This window comes from Nocardia sp. NPDC060249, from assembly GCF_042728755.1.
GTDB lineage: Bacteria > Actinomycetota > Actinomycetes > Mycobacteriales > Mycobacteriaceae > Nocardia.
The window spans coordinates 1,179,784-1,200,579 of the sequence record NZ_JBHXAQ010000001.1; the positions used below are offsets into that span (position 1 = coordinate 1,179,784).

21 protein-coding genes are annotated in these 20,796 nt (G+C 67.1%); 14 read left to right on the plus strand and 7 right to left on the minus strand.

What is annotated here, in order from left to right; all coding sequences use genetic code 11:
- Positions 1-77: 77 nt before the first annotated feature.
- Positions 78-1,007, minus strand: coding sequence for a rhomboid family intramembrane serine protease (locus ACFWFP_RS05260; protein WP_379293244.1), 930 nt, complete (start codon positions 1,005-1,007; stop codon positions 78-80).
- Between the two features lie 356 nt (positions 1,008-1,363).
- Here ACFWFP_RS05260 and ACFWFP_RS05265 point away from each other — a divergent pair, with 356 nt between their 5' ends.
- From ACFWFP_RS05265 to ACFWFP_RS05305, 9 genes are all read left to right on the plus strand, one after another.
- Complete coding sequence (locus ACFWFP_RS05265) at positions 1,364-2,149, plus strand: helix-turn-helix transcriptional regulator (RefSeq protein WP_379293778.1); 786 nt, start codon at positions 1,364-1,366, stop codon at positions 2,147-2,149.
- Positions 2,146-3,582: a Fe-S cluster assembly protein SufB gene (gene sufB / locus ACFWFP_RS05270; protein WP_379293245.1), complete on the plus strand. Its 1,437-nt coding sequence runs from the start codon at positions 2,146-2,148 to the stop codon at positions 3,580-3,582. The genes ACFWFP_RS05265 and sufB overlap by 4 nt, the downstream gene beginning before the upstream one ends.
- Complete coding sequence (gene sufD / locus ACFWFP_RS05275) at positions 3,582-4,760, plus strand: Fe-S cluster assembly protein SufD (RefSeq protein ID WP_379293246.1); 1,179 nt, start codon at positions 3,582-3,584, stop codon at positions 4,758-4,760. The genes sufB and sufD overlap by 1 nt, the downstream gene beginning before the upstream one ends.
- A gap of 32 nt (positions 4,761-4,792) precedes the next feature.
- A complete protein-coding gene (sufC, locus tag ACFWFP_RS05280) occupies positions 4,793-5,560 on the plus strand; it encodes a Fe-S cluster assembly ATPase SufC (protein ID WP_379293247.1) in 768 nt (255 codons plus the stop codon).
- A 1-nt stretch (position 5,561) separates the two neighbouring features.
- Positions 5,562-6,815, plus strand: a complete 1,254-nt coding sequence (locus tag ACFWFP_RS05285; protein WP_379293249.1) for a cysteine desulfurase — start codon at positions 5,562-5,564, stop codon at positions 6,813-6,815.
- Positions 6,816-6,818: 3 nt separating this feature from the next.
- On the plus strand, positions 6,819-7,301 hold the full coding sequence (sufU, locus tag ACFWFP_RS05290) for a Fe-S cluster assembly sulfur transfer protein SufU (protein ID WP_379293250.1): 483 nt from the start codon (positions 6,819-6,821) through the stop codon (positions 7,299-7,301).
- Positions 7,298-7,705 carry a metal-sulfur cluster assembly factor gene (locus tag ACFWFP_RS05295; protein WP_379293251.1) on the plus strand — a complete coding sequence of 136 codons (408 nt, stop codon included), beginning with the start codon at positions 7,298-7,300 and terminating at the stop codon, positions 7,703-7,705. The genes sufU and ACFWFP_RS05295 overlap by 4 nt, the downstream gene beginning before the upstream one ends.
- Positions 7,706-7,877: 172 nt before the next feature.
- Positions 7,878-8,306, plus strand: coding sequence for a DUF4189 domain-containing protein (locus ACFWFP_RS05300; protein ID WP_379293252.1), 429 nt, complete (start codon positions 7,878-7,880; stop codon positions 8,304-8,306).
- Between the two features lie 215 nt (positions 8,307-8,521).
- Positions 8,522-8,950, plus strand: a complete 429-nt coding sequence (locus tag ACFWFP_RS05305) for a DUF4189 domain-containing protein (protein ID WP_379293253.1) — start codon at positions 8,522-8,524, stop codon at positions 8,948-8,950.
- A 60-nt stretch (positions 8,951-9,010) separates the two neighbouring features.
- On the opposite strand, the gene ACFWFP_RS05310 is transcribed toward ACFWFP_RS05305, so the two are convergent.
- A complete protein-coding gene (locus ACFWFP_RS05310) occupies positions 9,011-9,634 on the minus strand; it encodes a TetR/AcrR family transcriptional regulator (protein WP_379293254.1) in 624 nt (207 codons plus the stop codon).
- A gap of 159 nt (positions 9,635-9,793) precedes the next feature.
- Here ACFWFP_RS05310 and ACFWFP_RS05315 point away from each other — a divergent pair, with 159 nt between their 5' ends.
- Both ACFWFP_RS05315 and ACFWFP_RS05320 read left to right on the plus strand, forming a co-directional pair.
- Positions 9,794-11,083, plus strand: a complete 1,290-nt coding sequence (locus tag ACFWFP_RS05315) for a PucR family transcriptional regulator (protein WP_379293255.1) — start codon at positions 9,794-9,796, stop codon at positions 11,081-11,083.
- A gap of 392 nt (positions 11,084-11,475) precedes the next feature.
- Positions 11,476-11,946, plus strand: a complete 471-nt coding sequence (locus tag ACFWFP_RS05320) for a DUF4189 domain-containing protein (RefSeq protein ID WP_379293257.1) — start codon at positions 11,476-11,478, stop codon at positions 11,944-11,946.
- A gap of 52 nt (positions 11,947-11,998) precedes the next feature.
- On the opposite strand, the gene ACFWFP_RS05325 is transcribed toward ACFWFP_RS05320, so the two are convergent.
- From ACFWFP_RS05325 to ACFWFP_RS05335, 3 genes are read right to left on the minus strand one after another with little or no spacing between them, the layout of a single operon-like run.
- Positions 11,999-12,661, minus strand: coding sequence for a methionine ABC transporter permease (locus ACFWFP_RS05325; RefSeq protein WP_379293258.1), 663 nt, complete (start codon positions 12,659-12,661; stop codon positions 11,999-12,001).
- Entirely contained in the window at positions 12,661-13,674 is a 1,014-nt protein-coding gene (locus tag ACFWFP_RS05330) for a methionine ABC transporter ATP-binding protein (RefSeq protein WP_379293260.1), read from the minus strand. The genes ACFWFP_RS05325 and ACFWFP_RS05330 overlap by 1 nt, the downstream gene beginning before the upstream one ends.
- The gene (locus ACFWFP_RS05335; protein ID WP_379293262.1) at positions 13,671-14,543 is read right to left on the minus strand and encodes a MetQ/NlpA family ABC transporter substrate-binding protein; all 873 of its coding nucleotides are present in this window, start codon (positions 14,541-14,543) and stop codon (positions 13,671-13,673) included. The genes ACFWFP_RS05330 and ACFWFP_RS05335 overlap by 4 nt, the downstream gene beginning before the upstream one ends.
- Before the next feature lie 131 nt (positions 14,544-14,674).
- Between ACFWFP_RS05335 and ACFWFP_RS05340 the strand changes: the two genes are divergently transcribed.
- Positions 14,675-15,541 carry a MetQ/NlpA family ABC transporter substrate-binding protein gene (locus tag ACFWFP_RS05340; protein WP_379293263.1) on the plus strand — a complete coding sequence of 289 codons (867 nt, stop codon included), beginning with the start codon at positions 14,675-14,677 and terminating at the stop codon, positions 15,539-15,541.
- Between the two features lie 10 nt (positions 15,542-15,551).
- Here the strand turns inward: ACFWFP_RS05340 and ACFWFP_RS05345 are convergent, their stop codons facing one another.
- Positions 15,552-16,088, minus strand: a complete 537-nt coding sequence (locus tag ACFWFP_RS05345) for a GNAT family N-acetyltransferase (RefSeq protein ID WP_379293264.1) — start codon at positions 16,086-16,088, stop codon at positions 15,552-15,554.
- A gap of 15 nt (positions 16,089-16,103) precedes the next feature.
- Positions 16,104-17,006: a Ku protein gene (locus ACFWFP_RS05350; protein WP_379293265.1), complete on the minus strand. Its 903-nt coding sequence runs from the start codon at positions 17,004-17,006 to the stop codon at positions 16,104-16,106.
- A gap of 110 nt (positions 17,007-17,116) precedes the next feature.
- On the opposite strand from ACFWFP_RS05350, the gene ACFWFP_RS05355 reads away from it, so the two are divergent.
- Together ACFWFP_RS05355 and ACFWFP_RS05360 are read left to right on the plus strand one after the other, a co-directional pair.
- Positions 17,117-18,184: a lycopene cyclase family protein gene (locus tag ACFWFP_RS05355; protein ID WP_379293267.1), complete on the plus strand. Its 1,068-nt coding sequence runs from the start codon at positions 17,117-17,119 to the stop codon at positions 18,182-18,184.
- Between the two features lie 207 nt (positions 18,185-18,391).
- Positions 18,392-20,779: an MMPL family transporter gene (locus ACFWFP_RS05360; protein WP_379293269.1), complete on the plus strand. Its 2,388-nt coding sequence runs from the start codon at positions 18,392-18,394 to the stop codon at positions 20,777-20,779.
- Positions 20,780-20,796: the final 17 nt, after the last annotated feature.

Genomic DNA, 20,796 nt, shown 5'->3' on the forward strand with positions numbered 1-20,796 from the left:
AGTCAGAGCCTAGTGTGCGCGGGCGCGACAGGGTTCGTCAGTCGTTCGCGCACCGCAGGCGCGCCTGTCGCGGCGGGCTACCTGGGTGCTTCGACGGGGGTCGGCGCGGTCACGGCCGGTGGTCCGACGAACGCCGGGTCCGCGCGCAGCGAGAGCGCGGCGGCGACGATCACGGCCACGCAGATCAGCGCTACCGCGCCGAGCGCCGCCCAGCCGATGCGCTGGGCGGACCGCTGATCGCGGGCCGACAGCCAGCCGGGCACGAACAGGATGCCGAGCGCGCTCAACGTGCCCGCGGCCAGACCACCGAGGTGGCCCCACAGCGAGATTCCCGGGATCGAGAAGCTGATCAGCACGTTCACGCCGATCACCACCAGCATCGGGGTCGGGCTCTGCCGCAACCGGATCAGCGTCACCGTGACAGCGCCGAACAGGCCGTACACCGCGCCGGAGGCGCCGGCCGTCGCCGTCACCGAGTCCGACAGCGCCATCACCGCCGCCGACCCACCCAGCAGCGAGACCAGATAGACGCAGCCGTACCTGACCCGGCCCAGCACCTGCTCGAGGTCGCGCCCCACGACATACAGGGCGAACATGTTGACCAGCAGATGGATCGCGCCGTAGTGCAGGAACCCCGACCCGAGCAGCCGCCACCACTCGCCGTCGGCCACCAGCAGCGGCACCAGCACGAACTCCCGGAACACCGACGACCCGCGGTAGTTGTACATGGGACTACCGGCCTGCGCCGCGGTGAGCACATAGACCAGCACATTGACCGCGATCAACCCGTAGGTCACGTACGGAACCGCGCCGCCTTGGCGTGCGCCGCCGACGGTCCGCACCGGCCGCACGTCCCGCTGACCCTGCCGCACACAATCCACGCAGTGCTGCCCGACCGCCGCCGGACGCAGGCAGTCGGGACAGGCGGGCCGCCCGCATCGCGTGCACGCGAGTCCGGTAGGCCGATCGGGATGACGGACACACGTGGGTGTGAGCGGGTTCGACACCCTGCCATCGTGCCAGACCGCACCCGGCGCCCGCCGCGTTCGCCACCGCGCCCCCCCGGGCCGTCGATCGCCGCGTCGTGGTGCGAATATCGCCTGCGAGCAACGCCGGGCGAGCGTGCCGGGCAGACCTTCCGGCACCGGATTCGGTGTTGCTGGGCGCGGGGTGGTCGCGGTGGCCGACCTGTGCGATGGGTCACCCGGCCGAGCGCCGGCGATCGGGCCGCAGGGTCCGCACCTGGGGTTTGTCGGGTGGGGGAGAGCCCCGATGATCTTCATCGCAGGTCAGGGCACCCTTTGTCAGGTGACCCTTATTAGATTTAGGGAAGCAATTCCGCCACACTGGTGTTGTGAAAACCGTGGGTTTGCGGACAGGCGTGGAAAGTGACGGTCGTAAGACGACCGGCACTCGGTCGTCGGCTGTCCCCGCGGCGGCCGCGCACGAAGGGCAGACCAGGGCGGCCATCGTCCAGTTGCTGCTCGAGCAGGGGCCGATCACCGCAACGGCGATCGGCACCGAACTCGGTCTCGCACCCGCCGGGGTGCGCAGGCACCTCGACGCGCTCATCGACGCGGGCCAGGCTCGGGCGAGCCGCTCGGCGCCGTGGCAGCAGAAGGGGCGCGGCAGGCCGGCCAAGCAATACCAGCTCACCGCGGCGGGCCGGGGCAACCTCGGGCACGCCTACGACGATCTGGCCGGGGCGGCGATTCGCCAGCTCGGCGAGATCGGTGGCGACGCCGCGATCGCCGAATTCGCGCGCAAGCGGGTTCGCGTGATCGTCGACGGCATCGAACCCGTCGCCGAGCACACCGCACCGGTGATCGAGGCCAAGGTCGAGGAGATCGCGGAAGCGTTCGCCGAGGCCGGTTTCGCCGCCACAACCCGTCAGGTCGGCGCCGGTGTGCAGATCTGTCAGCACCACTGCCCGGTGGCCCATGTCGCCGAGGAGTTCCCGCAGTTGTGCGCGGCCGAATTGGACGCTTTCCGCGACCTGCTCGGTACCCACGTGCAGCGCCTTGCGACGATCGCCAACGGCGATTGCGCCTGCACCACCCACGTACCGCTGGTCGCGGTGCCGAAGATCCCATCCGCCGCACAGCCCGCGGCGGGACGAACGAACGACTCCGGAAGGAGTGCCGAATGACGACCTCTACCGACCAGGTGCAACCGCTTACCCAGGACGAAACCATCGCCTCGCTGGGCACCTACGGTTACGGCTGGTCCGACTCCGATGTGGCCGGTGCCAGTGCGCAACGTGGCCTGTCGGAGGCCGTCGTCCGCGATATCTCGGCCAAGAAGAGCGAACCCGAGTGGATGCTCGACGTGCGCCTCAAGGCGCTGCGCATCTTCGATCGCAAGCCCATGCCGAACTGGGGTTCCAACCTCGACGGCATCGACTTCGACAACATCAAGTACTTCGTGCGTTCGTCGGAGAAGCAGGCCGAGAGCTGGGAAGACCTGCCCGAGGACATCAAGAACACCTACGACAAGCTGGGCATCCCGGAAGCGGAGAAGCAGCGTCTGGTCTCCGGTGTCGCGGCGCAGTACGAATCCGAGGTCGTCTACCACTCCATCCGCGAGGATCTGGAGAAGCAGGGCGTCATCTTCCTCGACACCGATACCGCGCTCAAGCAGCACCCGGAGATCTTCCAGAAGTACTTCGGCTCGGTCATCCCCGCCGGTGACAACAAGTTCTCCGCGCTCAACACCGCTGTCTGGTCGGGTGGCTCGTTCATCTACGTGCCGCCGGGCGTGCACGTCGACATCCCGCTGCAGGCCTACTTCCGGATCAACACCGAGAACATGGGCCAGTTCGAGCGGACGCTGATCATCGTCGACGAGGACGCCTACGTCCACTACGTCGAGGGTTGTACAGCCCCGATCTACAAGTCCGACTCGCTGCACTCCGCGGTCGTGGAGATCATCGTGAAGAAGGGCGGCCGCTGCCGCTACACAACCATCCAGAACTGGTCGAACAACGTGTTCAACCTGGTCACCAAGCGGGCCAAGGCCGAAGCGGGCGCCACCATGGAGTGGGTCGACGGCAACATCGGCTCCAAGGTCACCATGAAGTACCCGGCGGTCTGGATGACCGGCGAGCACGCGCACGGCGAGGTTCTCTCGGTTGCCTTCGCGGGCCCCGGCCAGCACCAGGACACCGGCGCCAAGATGCTGCACCTGGCCCCGCACACCTCCTCGACCATCGTGTCGAAGTCGGTGGCGCGTGGCGGCGGTCGCGCGTCGTACCGCGGTCTGGTCCAGATCAACAAGGGCGCCAACGGTTCCAAGTCGACCGTGAAGTGTGACGCGCTGCTGGTCGACACCATCAGCCGCTCCGACACCTACCCCTACGTCGACATCCGCGAGGACGACGTGACGATGGGTCACGAGGCGACCGTCTCCAAGGTCTCCGAGGATCAGCTGTTCTATCTGATGAGCCGCGGCCTCACCGAGGACGAGGCGATGGCGATGGTGGTGCGTGGCTTCGTGGAGCCGATCGCCAAGGAATTGCCGATGGAATACGCACTGGAACTGAACCGGCTCATCGAGCTGCAGATGGAAGGGGCCGTGGGCTGATGTCGACGCTCGAGACGCCGATCCAGAATCCTGGCGCGGGCGCCGCGGTCAACAAGGGCGAGGTCTTCACCTCGTTCGACGTCGACCAGTTCGAGATCCCGTCGGGTCGCGACGAGGCGTGGCGGTTCACCCCGCTGCGCCGCCTGCGCGGCCTGCACGACGGCACCGCTGTCGCCGACGGAGTAGCCACCGTCGAGGTGAGCGAAGTCGCCGGTGTCACCGTGGAAACGGTGGGCCGCACCGACTCTCGCCTCGGCCAGGCCGGTACCCCCGCCGACCGTGTTGCCGCTCAGGCCTATTCGGGCTTCGAGTCGGCGACCGTGATCACCGTCGGCCCGGAAACCGAAGTGTCGGACCCGGTGACGGTCACCATCACCGGTCCCGGTGAGGGCAAGACCGCCTACGGTCACCTGCAGGTGCGCCTGGACAACTTCGCCGTCGCCACCGTGGTCATCGACCAGCGCGGCAGCGGAACGTATGCCGAGAACGTCGAATTCGTGCTCGGTGACAGCGCCAAGCTCACCGTCGTCGCGGTCCAGGAATGGGACGAGGACGCCGTGCACGTCACCGCGCATCACCTGAAGCTGGGTCGTGACGCGAACCTGCGTCACGTGTCGGCGACCCTCGGCGGCGACCTGGTTCGCCTGTCCGGCACCGTGCGCTACGCCGGTCCCGGTGGCGAGGCCGAGCTGTTCGGTCTGTACTTCGCCGACGCGGGTCAGCACTTCGAGCAGCGTCTGCTGGTCGACCACGCCGAGCCCAACTGCAAGTCCGATGTGCTGTACAAGGGTGCGCTGCAGGGCGATCCGTCCTCGCCCAAGGGTGACGCTCGCACGGTCTGGATCGGCGATGTGCTGATCCGCGCCGCCGCCGAGGGCACCGACACCTACGAGGCGAACCGCAACCTGGTGCTCACCGACGGCGCGCGCGCCGACTCGGTGCCGAACCTGGAGATCGAGACCGGCGAGATCGCCGGCGCCGGACACGCGAGTGCCACCGGCCGTTTCGACGACGAGCAGCTGTTCTACCTGCGCGCTCGCGGCATTCCCGAAGACGTCGCCCGCCGCCTGGTGGTGCGTGGCTTCTTCTTCGAGATCATCCAGAAGGTCACGGTCCCCGAGGTCCGGGAGCGGCTCGAGGCGGCCATCGAGGCCGAACTCGCCACTGTCGGTATCTGACTCACCTACTTCCCACGAAGGATTCGAATTCGATGACCACCTTGGAAATCAAGGACCTGCACGCCGAGATCACCACCCCCGAGGGTGAGTCCAAGCAGATCCTCAACGGCGTGAACCTCACCGTGAAGTCCGGCGAGACGCACGCCATCATGGGCCCCAACGGCTCGGGCAAGTCCACGCTGTCCTACGTGATCGCGGGCCACCCCAAGTACACCGTCACCCAGGGCACCATCACCCTCGACGGCGAGGACGTCCTCGAGATGTCGGTCGACGAGCGCGCCCGCGCCGGCCTGTTCCTGGCCATGCAGTACCCGGTCGAGGTCCCCGGCGTCTCGATGTCGAACTTCCTGCGCACCGCCGCCACCGCCGTGCGCGGCGAGGCCCCCAAGCTGCGCACCTGGGTCAAGGAGGTGAAGGAGTCGATGAAGGAGCTCGACATCGACTCGGCCTTCGCCGACCGCTCGGTGAACGAGGGCTTCTCCGGTGGCGAGAAGAAGCGCCACGAGGTCCTGCAGCTCGGCCTGCTCAAGCCGAAGATCGCGATCCTCGACGAGACCGACTCGGGTCTGGACGTCGACGCGCTGCGCATCGTCTCCGAGGGCGTGAACCGCTACAAGGAGCGCGAAGAGGGCGGCGTGCTGCTGATCACGCACTACACCCGCATCCTGCGCTACATCAAGCCCGACTTCGTGCACGTGTTCGTCAACGGCAAGATCGTCGCCGAGGGTGGCTCCGAGCTGGCCGAGGAACTCGACGCGAACGGCTACGAGCGCTTCACGTCCGCGACCGCTGGAGCCTGACATGACCGCGACGGTGCCCGCCCTCGACGTGGCCCGGATCCGGGCCGACTTCCCCATCCTGCACCGCACGGTGCGGGACGGGAAACCGTTGGTGTACCTGGATTCCGGCGCCACCTCGCAGCGTCCGCTGCAGGTGCTGGACGCCGAGCGCGAGTTCCTGCTCACCCGGAATTCGGCGGTGCACCGCGGTGCCCACCAGCTGGCGGAGGAGGCGACCGACTCCTACGAGCAGGCGCGTGCCGATATCGCCCGCTTCGTCGGCGCCGATCCCGGCGAGATCGTGTTCACCAAGAACGCGACCGAGTCGCTGAACCTGGTGGCCAACGCGTTCGGTGACGACCGGTTCCCCTACAAGGTCGGTCCCGGCGACGAGATCGTCATCACCGAGCTCGAACACCACGCGAATCTCGTTCCGTGGCAGGAGCTCGCGCGGCGCACCGGTGCCACCCTCCGGTGGTACGGCATCACCGGCGACGGCCGCATCGACCTGGACTCGCTCGAACTGTCGCCCGCGACAAAGGTTCTCGCGTTCAGCCATCAGTCGAACGTGACCGGCGCGGTCGCCCCGGTGGACGAATTGATCCGCCGGGCGAAGGCCGTCGGGGCGCTCGTCGTGCTCGACGCCTGCCAGTCGGTGCCGCACATGGCGGTGGACTTCCACGCACTCGGTGTCGACTTCGCCGCGTTCTCCGGCCACAAGATGCTCGGCCCGATGGGCGTGGGCGGACTGTACGGCCGACGTGCGCTCCTGGAGGAGACGCCGCCGTTCATCACCGGTGGGTCGATGATCGAGACCGTCACCATGGAGAAGACCACCTACGCGCCGCCGCCGCAGCGCTTCGAGGCGGGTACGCCGATGACCTCGCAGGTCGTCGGACTGGCCGCCGCGGTGCGCTATCTCGAGGACCTCGGCATGGACGCGATCGCGGCCCACGAGCACGCGCTCACCGGTGCCGCGCTCGAGGGTCTGTCCGGGATCGACGGTGTGCGGATCGTCGGACCCATCGAGAACGTCGATCGCGGTGGCGCGGTGTCGTTCGTGGTCGACGGGATCCACGCCCACGACGTGGGCCAGATCCTCGACGACCAGGGTGTCGCCATCCGGGTCGGGCACCACTGCGCCTGGCCGCTGCACCGCAAGTTCGGTGTCGCCGCCACCGCGCGTGCCTCGTTCGCCGTCTACAACACCCTCGATGAGGTCGACGCGCTGGTTGCGGCCGTGCGGAAGGCCAAGACCTTCTTCGGAGTTGCCTAGATCATGCGTATGGAACAGATGTACCAGGAAGTGATCCTGGATCACTACAAGCACCCGCACCACCGCGGGCTGCGGGAACCGTTCGGTGCGCAGGTGCACCACGTGAACCCGACGTGCGGCGACGAAGTGACGATGCGCGTGCAGATCGACGACGCCGGTGAGGTCGCCGATGTCTCCTACGACGGCCAGGGCTGCTCGATCAGCCAGGCCGCCACCTCGATCCTCACCGATCAGGTGATCGGGCTGCCGGTGCAGCAGGCGCTGAAGGTGGTCGACTCGTTCAGCGAGATGATCTCCAGCCGCGGCGCGATCGAAGGCGACGAGGACATGATCGGCGACGGCATCGCCCTCGCCGGCGTGAGCAAGTACCCGGCGCGGGTCAAGTGCGCGCTGCTCGGGTGGATGGCGTTCAAAGACGCTGTCGTGCAGATCAGTTCGGCCGAGGAAACCAAGACACCGATGGGAAATGGGGAGTCTGCCACATGAGTGAGAGCACCGATACCGCACAGACCCCGGACGTCGCGCAGGCAGTCGAGGTCGACAAACCCGCCGAGGTCGAGTTGACGGCCGAACAGATTCAGCACCTCGAGGACCTCGAGGAGGCGATGCGTGACGTCGTCGACCCCGAACTCGGCATCAACGTCGTCGACCTCGGCCTGGTCTACGGCCTCTCGGTCGACGGGGAGAACATCTGCACCCTCGACATGACGCTCACCTCGGCGGCCTGTCCGCTGACCGACGTCATCGAAGACCAGTCCCGCAACGCGCTGGTGCGCAGCGGTCTGGTCGAGGACCTGAAGATCAACTGGGTCTGGATGCCCCCGTGGGGCCCGGACAAGATCACCGACGACGGCCGCGAACAGTTGCGCGCCCTCGGCTTCACGGTGTAGCACTGAGCTTTCGGGCCCGGATCCTGGCTGGATCCGGGCCCGTTTTGTTGCGGTTATGTGTCGACCGGTGTCGGTGTGATATTTCCCGTTTCGGTTGGCTGCCCCCGGGCGATCAGTGATGATCTTGAAGGTTCTGGGCTTGCCGGAACAGTGTCAAGAGGAGATCTTTCGAATGAGTTTCATGAGTAAGGCCGGCCTCGCCGTGGCGGCACTCGGCCTTGCGGCCGGCTCGGTGCTGGGTGCCGGTTCGGCGAATGCGGCGGGCGACCAGTGGGGCGCGATGGCCGCGGACGGAGACTGGGCGAACTACGGTCGTTCGGTCGGCTATCCCACGCGTGCCGAGGCCGAGGCTGCCGCGCTGGAACAGTGCGCCGCGGATGGTTGCATGGTGGAAGCCGTGTGGGCCAACGGCTGCGCGGCCCTGGTGGAGAACGATGAATTCATCGCCTGGGGCAAGGGCGCGACCCGCGCCGACGCGGAGCGGGAGGCATACCTCGCGCTGACCGAGGGCACCCCGCAGAGCCTGCTCGTCAACGTCGGTTCGTCGCAGCTGGCCGGCGGTCATGTGATCGAAACGGTCTGCACCGCCAACGCGGGCTGATCGTCACGGTGATTATCGAGCCCGGACCGCGCGACGGTCCGGGCTTGCGTCGTTTTCGCCCCGGGCAGTGATCACGGCAAGAGCAAGCGGGCCCGGATTGATGTGCTGACGGCGGTGATGTGATATTTCACCGCACGGTTGGCCGTCAACGGTTGTTCGATGATGATCTTGAAGGTTCCGGACTTCCGGAACAGCTTCCAGAGGAGATCTTTCGAATGAGTTTCATGGGTAAGGCCGGCTTCGCCGTGGCGGCGCTCGGTCTTGCGGCCGGGTCGGTCCTCGGTGCCGGTTCGGCGACCGCGGCGGGTAACCAGTGGGCGTCGATCGCGGTGAGCAAAGGTGAGCTGATCTACGGCACCAGTGCCAACGAAGCCGATGCACCGTCGGCCGAAGCTGTTGCGCTGGCTGATTGCCACTACGCCGACTGCGAGGTCCTCGCCACCTGGGCCAACGGTTGCGGCGCGCTCGTACAGAGCGACGATGCCTTCGCCTGGGCGATCGGCGCCAATCGGGCAGAGGCCGAGCGTGTCGCGTACGAGCAGCTGTCGACGGTGACGCCCACCGCGATTCTGGCCAACACCGGTTCGGCGAACCTCAGTGGCGCCAAGATCGTCGACGTCATCTGCACGGCGAACGCGCGCTGACCATCACATAGCGAACGGGCCCGGATCCTCACCCAGGATCCGGGCCCCTGCTGTTGTGCACTAGGCGTTTTCGATCACGGCGACCGAGTCGATCCAGGCGCTGATCATGTCGGCGGTACCGGCGATGATGGCGTCGAGTTCGGCGTCGTCGAGTTCGACCGAACGCAACGCGGTGGCGAAGCCCGCGTTGAGCACGACGAAGGCCATCACGTCGATGTCGACATGTTTGATCGGGCCCATGAACTGGATCAAGTAGAGCTTGATGAGCATCCGCAGCCGGGGCTCGAATTCGGGGATACCGCTGCCGTAGAACTGCAGATCGGCGACCAGGGCGCGCACGAGCGGTCCGTTGGCGACGAGGATGTCGACGGCGGAGCGGATCAGATCGATGACGGCATCGCGGGGGGACTGGCCGGAACTGGCGGTCAGCAGCTGGCTGTAGCGCTCTTCTACCTGCAGAAACAGGCTGTTGTTGAGTTCTTTGACGATCTCGTCGCGGTCGGTGAAATACCGGTACAGCGTGCCGATGCTCATGCCCGCTTCGGTCGCGATCCGGTTGGTCGAGGTATTGCCGATGCCGCGGGTGCCGAAAAGATGAGCGGCCACCGTGAGAATGCGTGTTCTCGTCTCCTTCGCCCGGTCCTGCTTAGGGCGTTTGCGCTGCTTATCGGCTTGCGGGGGCATCCATCGACCTCGGCGGAAAGAAGAGTAGAAGGTGAGCGGTTGCTCACCCTACAGTCATGATCACAGAGAAACCGCAGTGTAGGCCATCACATCGGCCGACAGCGCGGAAGCACAACCACTACCGGCGGCGCCGGGGTGTAGAGGAAGGAGGAGTCGACGATGACGATCCCACTGGATGAGACGGCCCTGTGGCAGCCGCTGCGCGATGTCCGGACGATGACCAGCCGGTTGGTCGGCCACTTCGTCGACAATGTCGCGACCTGCCGGACGCTACCCGGCGATGTGATCGCCGGCGACGTCACCTCGGTCACCCGGATGTGCCTGGAAATCGTCGGTGGCATGCTGGACGGCCGCGACGAGGAGGTGAAGCTGAACCGGCTCGCGGTGGCGGCGGCGGGCTGGGCGCGCGAAGGCGTGCCGATCGACACGATCCTGCACGCTTTCCACGAGGGCTTCCGGCTTTCCTTCGACGCGGTCTACGACGAGGTGGCCGACGCCGATCGCGCGAGCCTGATCCACGGCTTCCGCCGGGTCGTCGAGATCTCGGACCTGTTGTGTACCACGGTGACTCGTTCCTACATCCGCGAGCATCGCGAGGCTGTCGGCGAGCATCACACGGCGGTGCACACTCTCACCTCGGCGTTGCTGGCCGGTCAGTCGACTGTCACCATGGCCCGCGAGGTCGGCATCACTGTCTCCGACGCGTATTCGGTGCTCGCGCTCTCGATCGGGGCGCACCCCGACGAGCGCGACCCGCGCGTGAACGGTGCGGTGGTGGCCCGGCGCAAGCTGCGCAGGGTGCAAACGGCGTTGGCGCACCGGTGCGGTGAACAGGTGCTGTCGCTGCTGTCGGTCGACGGTGGGACGCTGCTGATCCCGGCCGATCTGCTGGTCGGCGAGCAGCTCGACGCGCTGGTCGAAGCGTTGTCGAGGGCCGCGCATGTCGACATCACCGCCGCTCTGGTGCCGGCCGCGACGGAGGAGATCCCCGACGCGGCCCAGCGCGCCCACGAACTGCTGGACATGGTGGAGCGTCTGGACAGTGCCCCCGGCCTCTACCGCTTCGGCGACCTGGCTTTGGAGTACCAGCTCACCCGCCCCGGTCCCGGGCGCGCCCGGCTCGGTGAACTCCTGGCTCCCCTCGACAACCACCCCGAGCTCTACGAAACCCTGCGCGTGCACATCGCGAACAACATGAACCGCCAGCGCACCGCCCGGCTGCTGCACATCCACACCAACACCGTCGACTACCGACTGCGCCGGGTAGCCCAACTCACCGGCCTCGACCCGGCCCAATCCTCGGGCCTGTGGCAACTACGTTCCTCGATGATCGCCCGCAGTTTCCACACCGGCCCCGCCCCCCACTCCACCACCGTCACCGAATCCAGAATCCCCCGCCGCCCCACCCCCCACCCCTACTCGGACCTGGACGGAGCCCGCTCGGCCTGACCCCCACACCCCGGCCCCGGCACCGCGACCCCGAAACATCGTGCTGCCGGGGCCTCGGCACGTCGATGCGGCAGTCCGCCAGCAAGAAACCGAACGGGCGCTTCGAAACGGAGCGGATCCGATTCGGTCCGTCGTTGCTTGTCGGTGGGCGTTGTTAGTCTGTGGCAGACGAACGGTTCGGGAGGAATCGGGCGTTTCGACAAGCGAGAAGTGTTGTGGCCGGAAATGTCTCGGCGCTATGACAGGTTCGCTGAATGGTGTCGTGGCGATGCCGGAACGCTATTTCCGGGGGAGTCGGCGGCCGTTCATGATTGGTTCGGCTTCGAGGCGCGGAGTCGGTATTTCGACGGGGAGAATCTCTGATGTCTGTTGTGGGCAAATATGCCTTTGGGGTGGCTGCGCTGTCCGCGGTGGCGGCGTTCACCGTGGTGAACGCCGGGCCCGCGGCCGCGGGGGCGAGTGGTGTCGCGATCGCCGAGGCGCCGGGGTACACCGCGGTGTCGCGCGATGGTGGATTCGAGACCGCGTCGGGTGACCTGTACGGGGCACTGGCGTTGTCGCCGGGGCGCGCCGTAGTGGCCTCGGCGGTGAATTACGGCAGTTGGGCGGCGGCGAGCCAGGCCGCGCTCGATGAGTGCGGCGTGCGCGACTGCCAGGTCGTCGTCGAATTCCGTAATGCCTGCGGTGCGGTGGCCCAAGGCGCCGACTACCGCTTCGGCTGGTCGTGGGATCACTCCCTGGACGCGGCCGAGCGCTCCGCGGTGGACGTGCTCGGCATCAGCGCGGCCCCGTTCCCGGATCCGGGTTCGGCCTCGCCGCGTGCGGCCAGTGTCATCCTGTCCGCGTGCACGGCGAACGTGTAGACCAACGCGAAGCAGCAGGGCACGGACCGAATAGGCCCGTGCCCTGCTGGATTCAGCGGCGCAGTACTTTCCTGGCCAGCCAATTGCCGAAGAACTGCACACCCTGCACACCGGCGATGATGATCAGCACCGCCACGATCGTGACCTGCCACTGGAATTGCTGATACCCGTAGACAATGGCGAAATCACCGAGCCCGCCACCGCCGACGGTGCCCGCCATCGCGGAGATATCGACAATCGAGATCACCACGAAGGTGTAGCCGAGAATCAACGGCCCCAGCGCTTCCGGAATGATCAGCGTGAGAATGATCCGCAGCGGTCCCGCGCCGACCGCACGCGCGGCCTCGATCACGCCCGGATCGACCGTCACCAGGTTCTGCTCCACGATCCGCGCGATCCCGAACGAGGCCGCGACGATCATCACGAACAACGCCGCCTCGGAGCCGATCGTGGTGCCGACCACCTCCAGAGTGACCGGGCCGAGCGCGGCCAGCAGGATGATGAACGGAATGGGCCGCACCACATTGACGATCACATTCAGCACGAAATAGATCGGCGCGTTCGCCAGCAGGCCACCCTTGCGGGTCGTGTACAGCGCGGTCCCGAGCACCAGCCCGATCAGGCCCGCGACGACGAACGTCACGCCGACCAGATAGACCGTGGTCCCGATCGCCTCGAACAGTGTGGGCCGCAGTTTCTCCCAGTTGGTCTCCATCAGCCCGCCTTCCGTTCCAGGTCGGCGACCACGCGATCCAGCGCGGCATCGGGCCCGTGCAACGCCAGGGTGACACTGCCGAAGGTCTTGTCCTGCAACGTGCTCACCCCGCCGTAGACGATCTCGAAGCGCACGTCGGCGGCGGTGGCGGCGGCCAGCACCGCACCGAGGCCGCTGTGATCGTCGATGTCGACGGTGACCAACCGGCCGCCGTGGAGCTCGCGCAACCGATCCAGCTCCGTCGCGTCGGGCCGGTTGTGCAGCACGGTCGCCACGAACGACCGTGTCGGAGCGGCCTGCGGCGCGGCGAAAACATCGAAGGTGGAGGCCAATTCGACGATCCGGCCCTCGGCGAGCACCGCGACCCGGTCGGCGACCGCGCGGATCACATCCATCTCGTGGGTGATCACCACGATGGTCACCCCGAGTTCGGCATTGATCTTCTTCAGCAATCGCAGCACCTCACCCGTGGTCTCCGGGTCCAGCGCGGAGGTGGCCTCGTCGGCGAGCAACAGCGAGGGCGAGGTGGCCAGCGCCCTGGCGATCCCGACCCGCTGCTTCTGCCCGCCCGAGAGCTGATCGGGGTAGGCGCGCGCCTTGTCGGTGAGCCCGACGAAGTCGAGCAGTTCGGCCACGCGGGCCTTGCGTTCAGCCCGTTTCCAGCCGGCCACCTTCAGCGGATACTCGATATTGCCCGCGGCGGTGCGGGATCGGAACAGGTTGAACTGCTGGAACACCATGCCGATATCGCGGCGCAGCGTGCGCACCGCCGACTCCGGCACCCCGGTGATGGGGGTGCCGGAAATCGTGACGGTGCCCGAAGTCGGCTTGTCCAGCGCGTTGATCAGCCGTACCAGCGTGGACTTGCCCGCTCCGGAATATCCGATGACGCCGAAGATCTCACCCGGTTCGATCCGCAGGTCGATACCGTCGAGGGCGGTGTGCCGATCGTCGCCGCTGCCGAAAACCTTCGTGACGGAGCGGAATTCGACAGCGGCGGGTTCGGCACTCACTTGGTCGTACGGATGCCCTGCTGCACCCGGTCCAGGATCTGCTCGAGCTCGGCGCCGGGGCGGTTCACCGCGACCGCCGTGCCCTTGGTGACCTCGGCGTGCGCGGTGGCCACCGCCGGGTCCTTCCAGATCTCGACCAGCTTCAGATACGTCGGATTCGTCTTGTCCTCGGCACGGCTGACGATCACATTGATGTACGGCTCGGCGGCCGGATTGTTCGGATCATCCTTGTACAGCGCCGATTTCGGGTCGACGCCCGACCGGTCGAGGAAGGTGTTGTTGATCACCGAGCCGTCGACCGACGGCAGTGACAACGCGGTCTGGGCGGCATCGACGGGAGTCACTCGCACCTTGGACGCGGCTTTGTCGATGTCGGCGGGGGTCGGCTGGGCCGAGGTGCCGGTGAGCTTCAGCAAGCCGGCGGCCTGCAGCACGAACAGCGCACGCGCCTGGTTGGTCGGATCGTTGGGGATCGCGATCTCACCACCGGCCGGGATATCGGCGAGAGCCTTGTGCTTCTTCGAGTACAGGCCCAGCGGCACGATGTACGTCGAGCCGATCGGCGTGAGCGTGTCCGAGCTCGCCACGTTGTACTGGCCGAGGAACTGCAGATGCTGGAACAGATTGAGGTCGATCTGTTTCTGCGACAGCGCCGTATTCGGCTGCTTGTAATCGGAGAAATTGGTGACCTTCAGCGTGATGCCCTGCTCTTTCGCCTTCTGTTCGAAGACCTCGAAAGCCTTGTCCTTGTCGGTGGTGCCGATCCGCACGACCGTGCCCGACGCGTCATCATCGGAACCGCACGCGGTCAGGGTGAGGGCCGCGGTTGCTATCAGCACTGGGATCGCCAGTGTCCGACGGAATTTCACTTGTACTCCCGAATTGCTAGCAGAAGATGAACTCGGCCATCCAAGCCGCCGGCGCTACCCGCCGACAACGGTTTGACTTGCCATGAGCGAAATCCTCGCAAATACTGGGACGGCCGTCTAACTTGCGGACAATGCGAATCCTGCGCCGTCTTCTGGCGATTCCGGTCCTGGTCGCGCTGGCAACGGGGGCGGTGAGCTGTGGGCAAGACCACCCGGACGGCGTGGTGCGTATCGGTGTGAACGACATCGCGCAACCGCACTGGGACGTGTACAAACGCAAGGCGGCCGAGCAGGGCATCACCGTCGAATACGTCAACTTCACCGACTACAAGCAGCCCAATCCGGCGCTGGCGCAGAAACAGGTCGACCTCAACAAATTCCAGCACGTGCGGTACCTGGCCAACTACAACGTGGCCAACAACGACACGATCGTGCCGATCGGCGCGACCGAGATCTTCCCGCTCACCCTGTACTCCACGAAGCACACGTCGGTCGCCGAGATCCCGCGGGGTGGGCAGATCACGCTCAGCAACAATCCGGCGCAACAGGTTCGCCCCTTGCTCGGGCTGTCGGCGGCGGGGCTGATCGTGCTGAAGGGTGGCGCGAGTTGGGACTCCACGATCGACGACGTCGACACCGGCGCCTCGAAGGTGCGCCTCACCACGATCGATCCGACGCTCACCGCGCAGTCGCTCGACAGCGTCGACGCGGCGTTCGTCGACGACACCTTCGCCGGGCCCGCGGGCCTGACTCAGCAGCAGGTCATCTATACCGACGATCCCGAGCGGCCGGAACTGAAGCAGTACATCAACGTCTTCGCGGCACGGGCGGCCGACAAGGACAACCCGACCTATCTGAAACTCGCCCAGCTCTACCATGATCCGGAGGTGGTGGCCGCGGTGCAGGCGGAAACGGGCTACGCGGGAATCTTCAAGACCAACGATGCCGCCGACCTGCAAGCCACGCTGCGCGAGCTGGAATCGAAGTTCCGCAAGTAGCGGCGGCGGGTCAGCGCAGCGGGTGGTCGACCGACAGTCGTCCGCGGCGGACGAGATCGCGTTTGCTGATCGGCGGCAGCGCGGCATCGTCGTCGGGGGCAGCGGGGTTGGGCCGCACGAGCAAGGTGACGGTGGCGGCGGGCACGAATCCGCTGCTGGTCATCAGCGCGGCCGAGGCGCTGTTGCGGTCCTCGACATCGGTGACGATATGGCGGGCGCCGCGTGCGAAGAGGGCCTGCGAGCACACGTTCACCAGCTGTCGCGCGATCCCGTGGCCCTGCATATCGGGGGCGACCGCGATCCATTCCAGATACGCCCAGTCGTCGCGATGCTCGAATTCCATCGACCCGAGGACGAACCCGACCACCCGGTCGGAATCCAGGGCCACCCAGCAGGCGTTGTCCGGGCTGTCGAGGTGCTCGGCGACGGCCGTGAGCGACCACGACGTGTACGGCTTGATGGTGGTGTCGAAGACCTGATGGCCGAGGTCGAGGACTTGACGCAGGTGTCCCAATCCCATCGGCACGACAGCGATGGCGGTGTCCATAGCCGCCAGTGTGCCCTACGCGCCCTTACGGGTCGCGGTCTTGGATGCCGCGGCTTTGCTCGTGGCGGCTTTGCGCGGCGCGGCCTTCTTGGCGGCCTTTTTCGCGGGCTTCTTCGCTGGTGCGGCTTCCCGGCGCCCGCTGGACTCGAGACTGCGTTGCAACGCGGCGACCAGATCCACGACTTCGGCATCGGCCTGTTCGGCGGGCGCGGTCTCGGCGGCGGGCTCGACCTTGCCGGTGCCGCTGGCGATCGCCTCGTCGAGCAACTTCTGCAATTCGATCTGGTATTCGTCGGTGTATTCGGACGGGTCGAAATCGCCCGACATCGACTCGACGAGGGTTTCGGCCATCTTCAGTTCCTGCGGGCGCGGGGCGGGCGCGTCGCCGAGCGACGGGAATTCGACGGCCCGCACCTCGTCGGGCCACAGCAGCGTCTGCAGGACCAGCACACCCTCACGCACGCGTAATGCGGCCAATCGGGTCTTCTGGCGCAACGTGAAATGGACCAGCGCGGTCTTGTCGATGCGTTCGAGGGTCGCCGCCAGCAACTGATAGGCCTTGGGCGTCGCGGAATCCGGTTCGAGGTAATAGCTCTTGTCGAACAGCACCGGGTCGATCTGGTCGGACGGCACGAATTCCAGCACGGGAATCTCATGTTTCTCCGCCGCGGGCAGTTTCGAGAAATCGGCGTCGGTCAGCACCACCTGCTCGCCGTCGGGCGAGGTATAGGCCTTGTCGATATCGGAGTACTGCACGGATTTGCCGCACACCTGACAGACCCGGTCATATTTGATCCGGCCCCCGTCCACGGCGTGGACCTGGTGGAACCGAATGTCATGGTCCTCGGTCGCGGTATAGACCTTGACCGGGACATTGACCAGCCCGAAAGCGATCGAGCCCTTCCAGATCGATCTCATGCACCCCATCATGATCGATATGTCGCGCCGCGGCGAGCAAGCGATCTCGAATAGGTGCCCGCCCGTGATCCGGCGGTGCTTGAAATCGTTGCGTCTGATCCAATGGCCGGGTGGGCGTGGAGGTGATCGTGTGTGGGCTCGGCCCTGCGGGTCGGGCCGTTGCCCATCGTGCGCTGGCGGCGGGGCGCGACGTCACGGTGATCGACCCTCGCCCGGATCGGGTGTGGACGCCGACCTACGCGGCGTGGGTCGATGAGCTGCCCGGGTGGCTCGATTCCGGTGTGGTCGCCGCGACGGTCGACGGGCCGGCGGCGTGGGCGGTGCGCGAGCATCGGATCGATCGCGCCTATCAGGTGTTCGATACGGCGGCGCTGCAGTCGTCGTTGACGCTCGATGGGGCGACCGTGATCGCGGACCGGGCTGTCGAGGTGAATACGCGATCGGTGCGAACCGCGGGTGGGCTGACCCGTCGCGGGCAGGTGGTCGATGCCAGGGGGCTGGCCCGGTCGCCGCGTCGCGCCGAACAGACCGCCTATGGGGTGGTCGTGGACCGCACGGGACTCGAGCCGACACTGTTCATGGACTGGCGACCGGACAACGGCGCGAATCCGGACGACCCACCGTCGTTTCTGTACGCGATACCCCTGAGCGCCGGCACCGTGCTGTTCGAGGAGACCTGCCTCGCCGGGCGGCCCGCGCTCACGCCGGAGGTGCTGCGGCGCCGGCTCGAACACCGGTTACGTGCGAGGGGGATCGCGCTCACCGGAACCGAACCTGTCGAACGGGTGCGGTTTCCGGTACAGGGCGGCACACCGGGGCGCGGCCGATTCGGGGCGGCCGGTGGGTTCACCCACCCCGCGACCGGATACAGCGTCGCGGCCGCTCTCGCCGCGGCGGACACCGTTGTCGCGGGTGATGTGGTGTGGACGCCCAGCGCGCGGGCCGTGGCCGCCCTGCGCCGCGCGGGGTTGCGCGCGCTGCTGGCTCTGCCGCCGCGCGAGGTCCCGGTCTTCTTCGAGACGTTCTTCGGTTTGCCCGCACCTCTGCAGCTTTCCTATCTCTCCGGCCTCGATGACCTCCGCGGCACCCTTGCCGCGATGCGCGCGCTGTTCGCCGATCTTCCGCCGAATCTGCGCCACACTGTCGTGACCTCGGTCGTCGGCGCGGCTCGCGGATAGCCGAAGCCGGGACCCGTCGCGAACCGGACGAACAAGGGTGTGCCAGAGGCCCGGCGGTGCCGCCACGAAGTTGCTACGATCGCCACGCGAACGTGCCGACCCGCCAACAGGATCGGGCCGACGAGGCGGGACGGCCGGAACTACTCCGAGCCCCCGCACGCCGACATGCGCTTCGCGCGATGGTGTGACGAGTTAGGGGACAATCCGGTGTTCGAATTCACCAGGCGGCGCAGCCGCTGGGTGCTCGGCGTTTTCGCGGTGCTCGCGGTGGTGCTCGGCGCACTGGGCGCCACGCTGTTCGAACGGGTGGAGGGCGGCGGATACACCGACTCCGGAAGCGAATCCAGCCGCGCGCTCGAGGTGTTGCGCACCGAGTTCGGGCAGGCGCCGCCGAACCTGCTGCTGCTGGTGGAGACCGAGTCCTCGGTCGAGGACCCCGAATCCACCGCGGCGGCCACGGCATTGGTCGCCAACCTGCAGGAACGGGCCGGTGTCACCGAGGTGATGTCGTACTGGACCTCCCATCAGCCCGCGCTGCGCAGTGTCGACGGCAAGCAGGGCCTGATCGTCGCCAGTGTGCTCGGCAGCGAACGCGAGATCGACGAACGCGTCACCGCCATCTCCGAAGAGCTGACGGGCGAACAGGGCTCGTTGCAGGTCAGGGCAGGCGGATTCGCCATGCTCATGCACGAGACGGTGCAGCAGAGCAAGACCGACATCGCCAAGGGCGAGGCCATCGCGTTCCCGCTCACCCTGATCGCGCTGCTGTTCGTCTTCGGCGGTTTGGTCGCCGCGAGCCTGCCGCTGCTCGTCGCCATCGGCACCGTGCTCACCACCATGGGCGCGCTGTGGTTGCTCACGCTGTTCATGCCGCTGTCGGTCACCGCGACCAACGTGGCCACGCTGCTCGGCCTCGGGCTGGCCATCGACTACAGCCTGCTGATCGTCAACCGCTATCGCGACGAACTGGCCGAGGGCCGCACCCCGGCGGGCGCGGTGGCCACCACCCTGCGCACCGCGGGCCGCACTGTCGCGTTCTCCGCGCTCACTGTCGCGGTGGCGCTGGCCGGGTTGCTGTTCTTCCCGCTGCTGGCGATCCGGTCGATGGGTTACGCGGGCATCGTCGTGGCGGCACTGGCCGCGCTGGTGTCGCTCACCGCGCTGCCCGCCGCGCTGTTGCTGATCGGTACGCGCATCGACAAGGGCCAGCTCGGCTGGTGGTTCCTGCGCGCTCCGCGTCCCGCACCGGGTGAGGGCGCCTGGCACAAGCTGGCCACGGCCGTGATGCGCAAGCCGATCTCGATCGGACTGGCCGTCACCGCGCTGCTGCTGCTGCTCGGCGCGCCGTTCCTCGGCGTGAAACTCGGTTTCCCCGATGAACGAACACTGCCGGAATCGATGAACTCCCGTCAGGTCACCGAGATCGTGGCGCGCGACTTCGGCGAGAGCGACCAGCACACCCTCGTCGCGGTGCTGCCCGAAAGCGCCTACAGCGCCGCGGGACTCGACACCATCGCCCGGGACATGTCCGACCTGGACAATGTTCGCCGCGTCGACACCGCCACCGGCAGCTATGCCCAGGGTGGGTTGCTCGTCGAGCCCACCGCGGCCAACGCGCGCTTCCGGGTCGAGAAGGCCGTCTATCTGTCGATCGTGCCGGCCACCGGTGACAGCGACGCCCTGGCGAACCTGGTCGAGCAGGTACGCGCGGTGCAGACGCCGAGCGAGTTGCTGGTCGGCGGCGTGGCCGCGGCCAACGCCGACTCGGTCGCCGCGATCGAGAACGCACTGCCGTGGGCGCTCGGTTTCGTGGTGATCATGATGCTGATCGTGCTGTTCGCGCTCACCGGCAGCGTGGTGCTGCCGGTCCTGGCGGTGATCCTGAGCGCGCTGAGTCTGACCGCGACCTTCGGTGCGCTGGTGTGGATCTTCCAGGACGGCCACCTGTCCGGGGTGCTCGGTTTCACCGTCACCGGAGACCTGTCGGCCACCGTCCCGGTGATGCTGTTCGCGGCGGCCTTCGGGCTCGCGATGGACTACCAGGTCTTCCTGCTGTCGCGGATCCGGGAGGAATACGACCGGACCGGCAAGAACGAGACCGCGGTCGCGCTCGGACTGGAGCGGGTGGGGCGCATCGTCACCGCCGCGGCGATTCTCATCTCGCTGGTGTTCCTCGGCTTCCTCGCCTCCGACATCACCTTCATGAAGGCCTTCGGCATCGGCCTGCCGCTGGCCGTGATCGTCGACGCCACCCTGGTGCGCGGGTTCCTGCTGCCCGCCGCGATGAAGGTGCTCGGCGACGCGAACTGGTACGCACCGGAATTCCTGCGCCGACTGCACGACCGGTGGGGGCTGGACGAGGGCGGCTCGGGCCGGACGAAACGTGAAGTGGTGGTGCGTGATCCGCTCGCCGCCAGGCCGGAGGAGATCGTCGTCGTGGATCCGCTCGCGCGAGCGGAGGCGGCGCGGGCGGAAGCGGCCCGGGCTGAGGCCGAACGTGCCGATGCGGCGCGGGCCGAGGACGGCGCGCGGGAGAACTCGCGGGCGCAGGAGAGTATCTCGGCCTCGGCGGGCAGCCGCGAGAGCTCGGACTGACACGACATCGCAGGGGC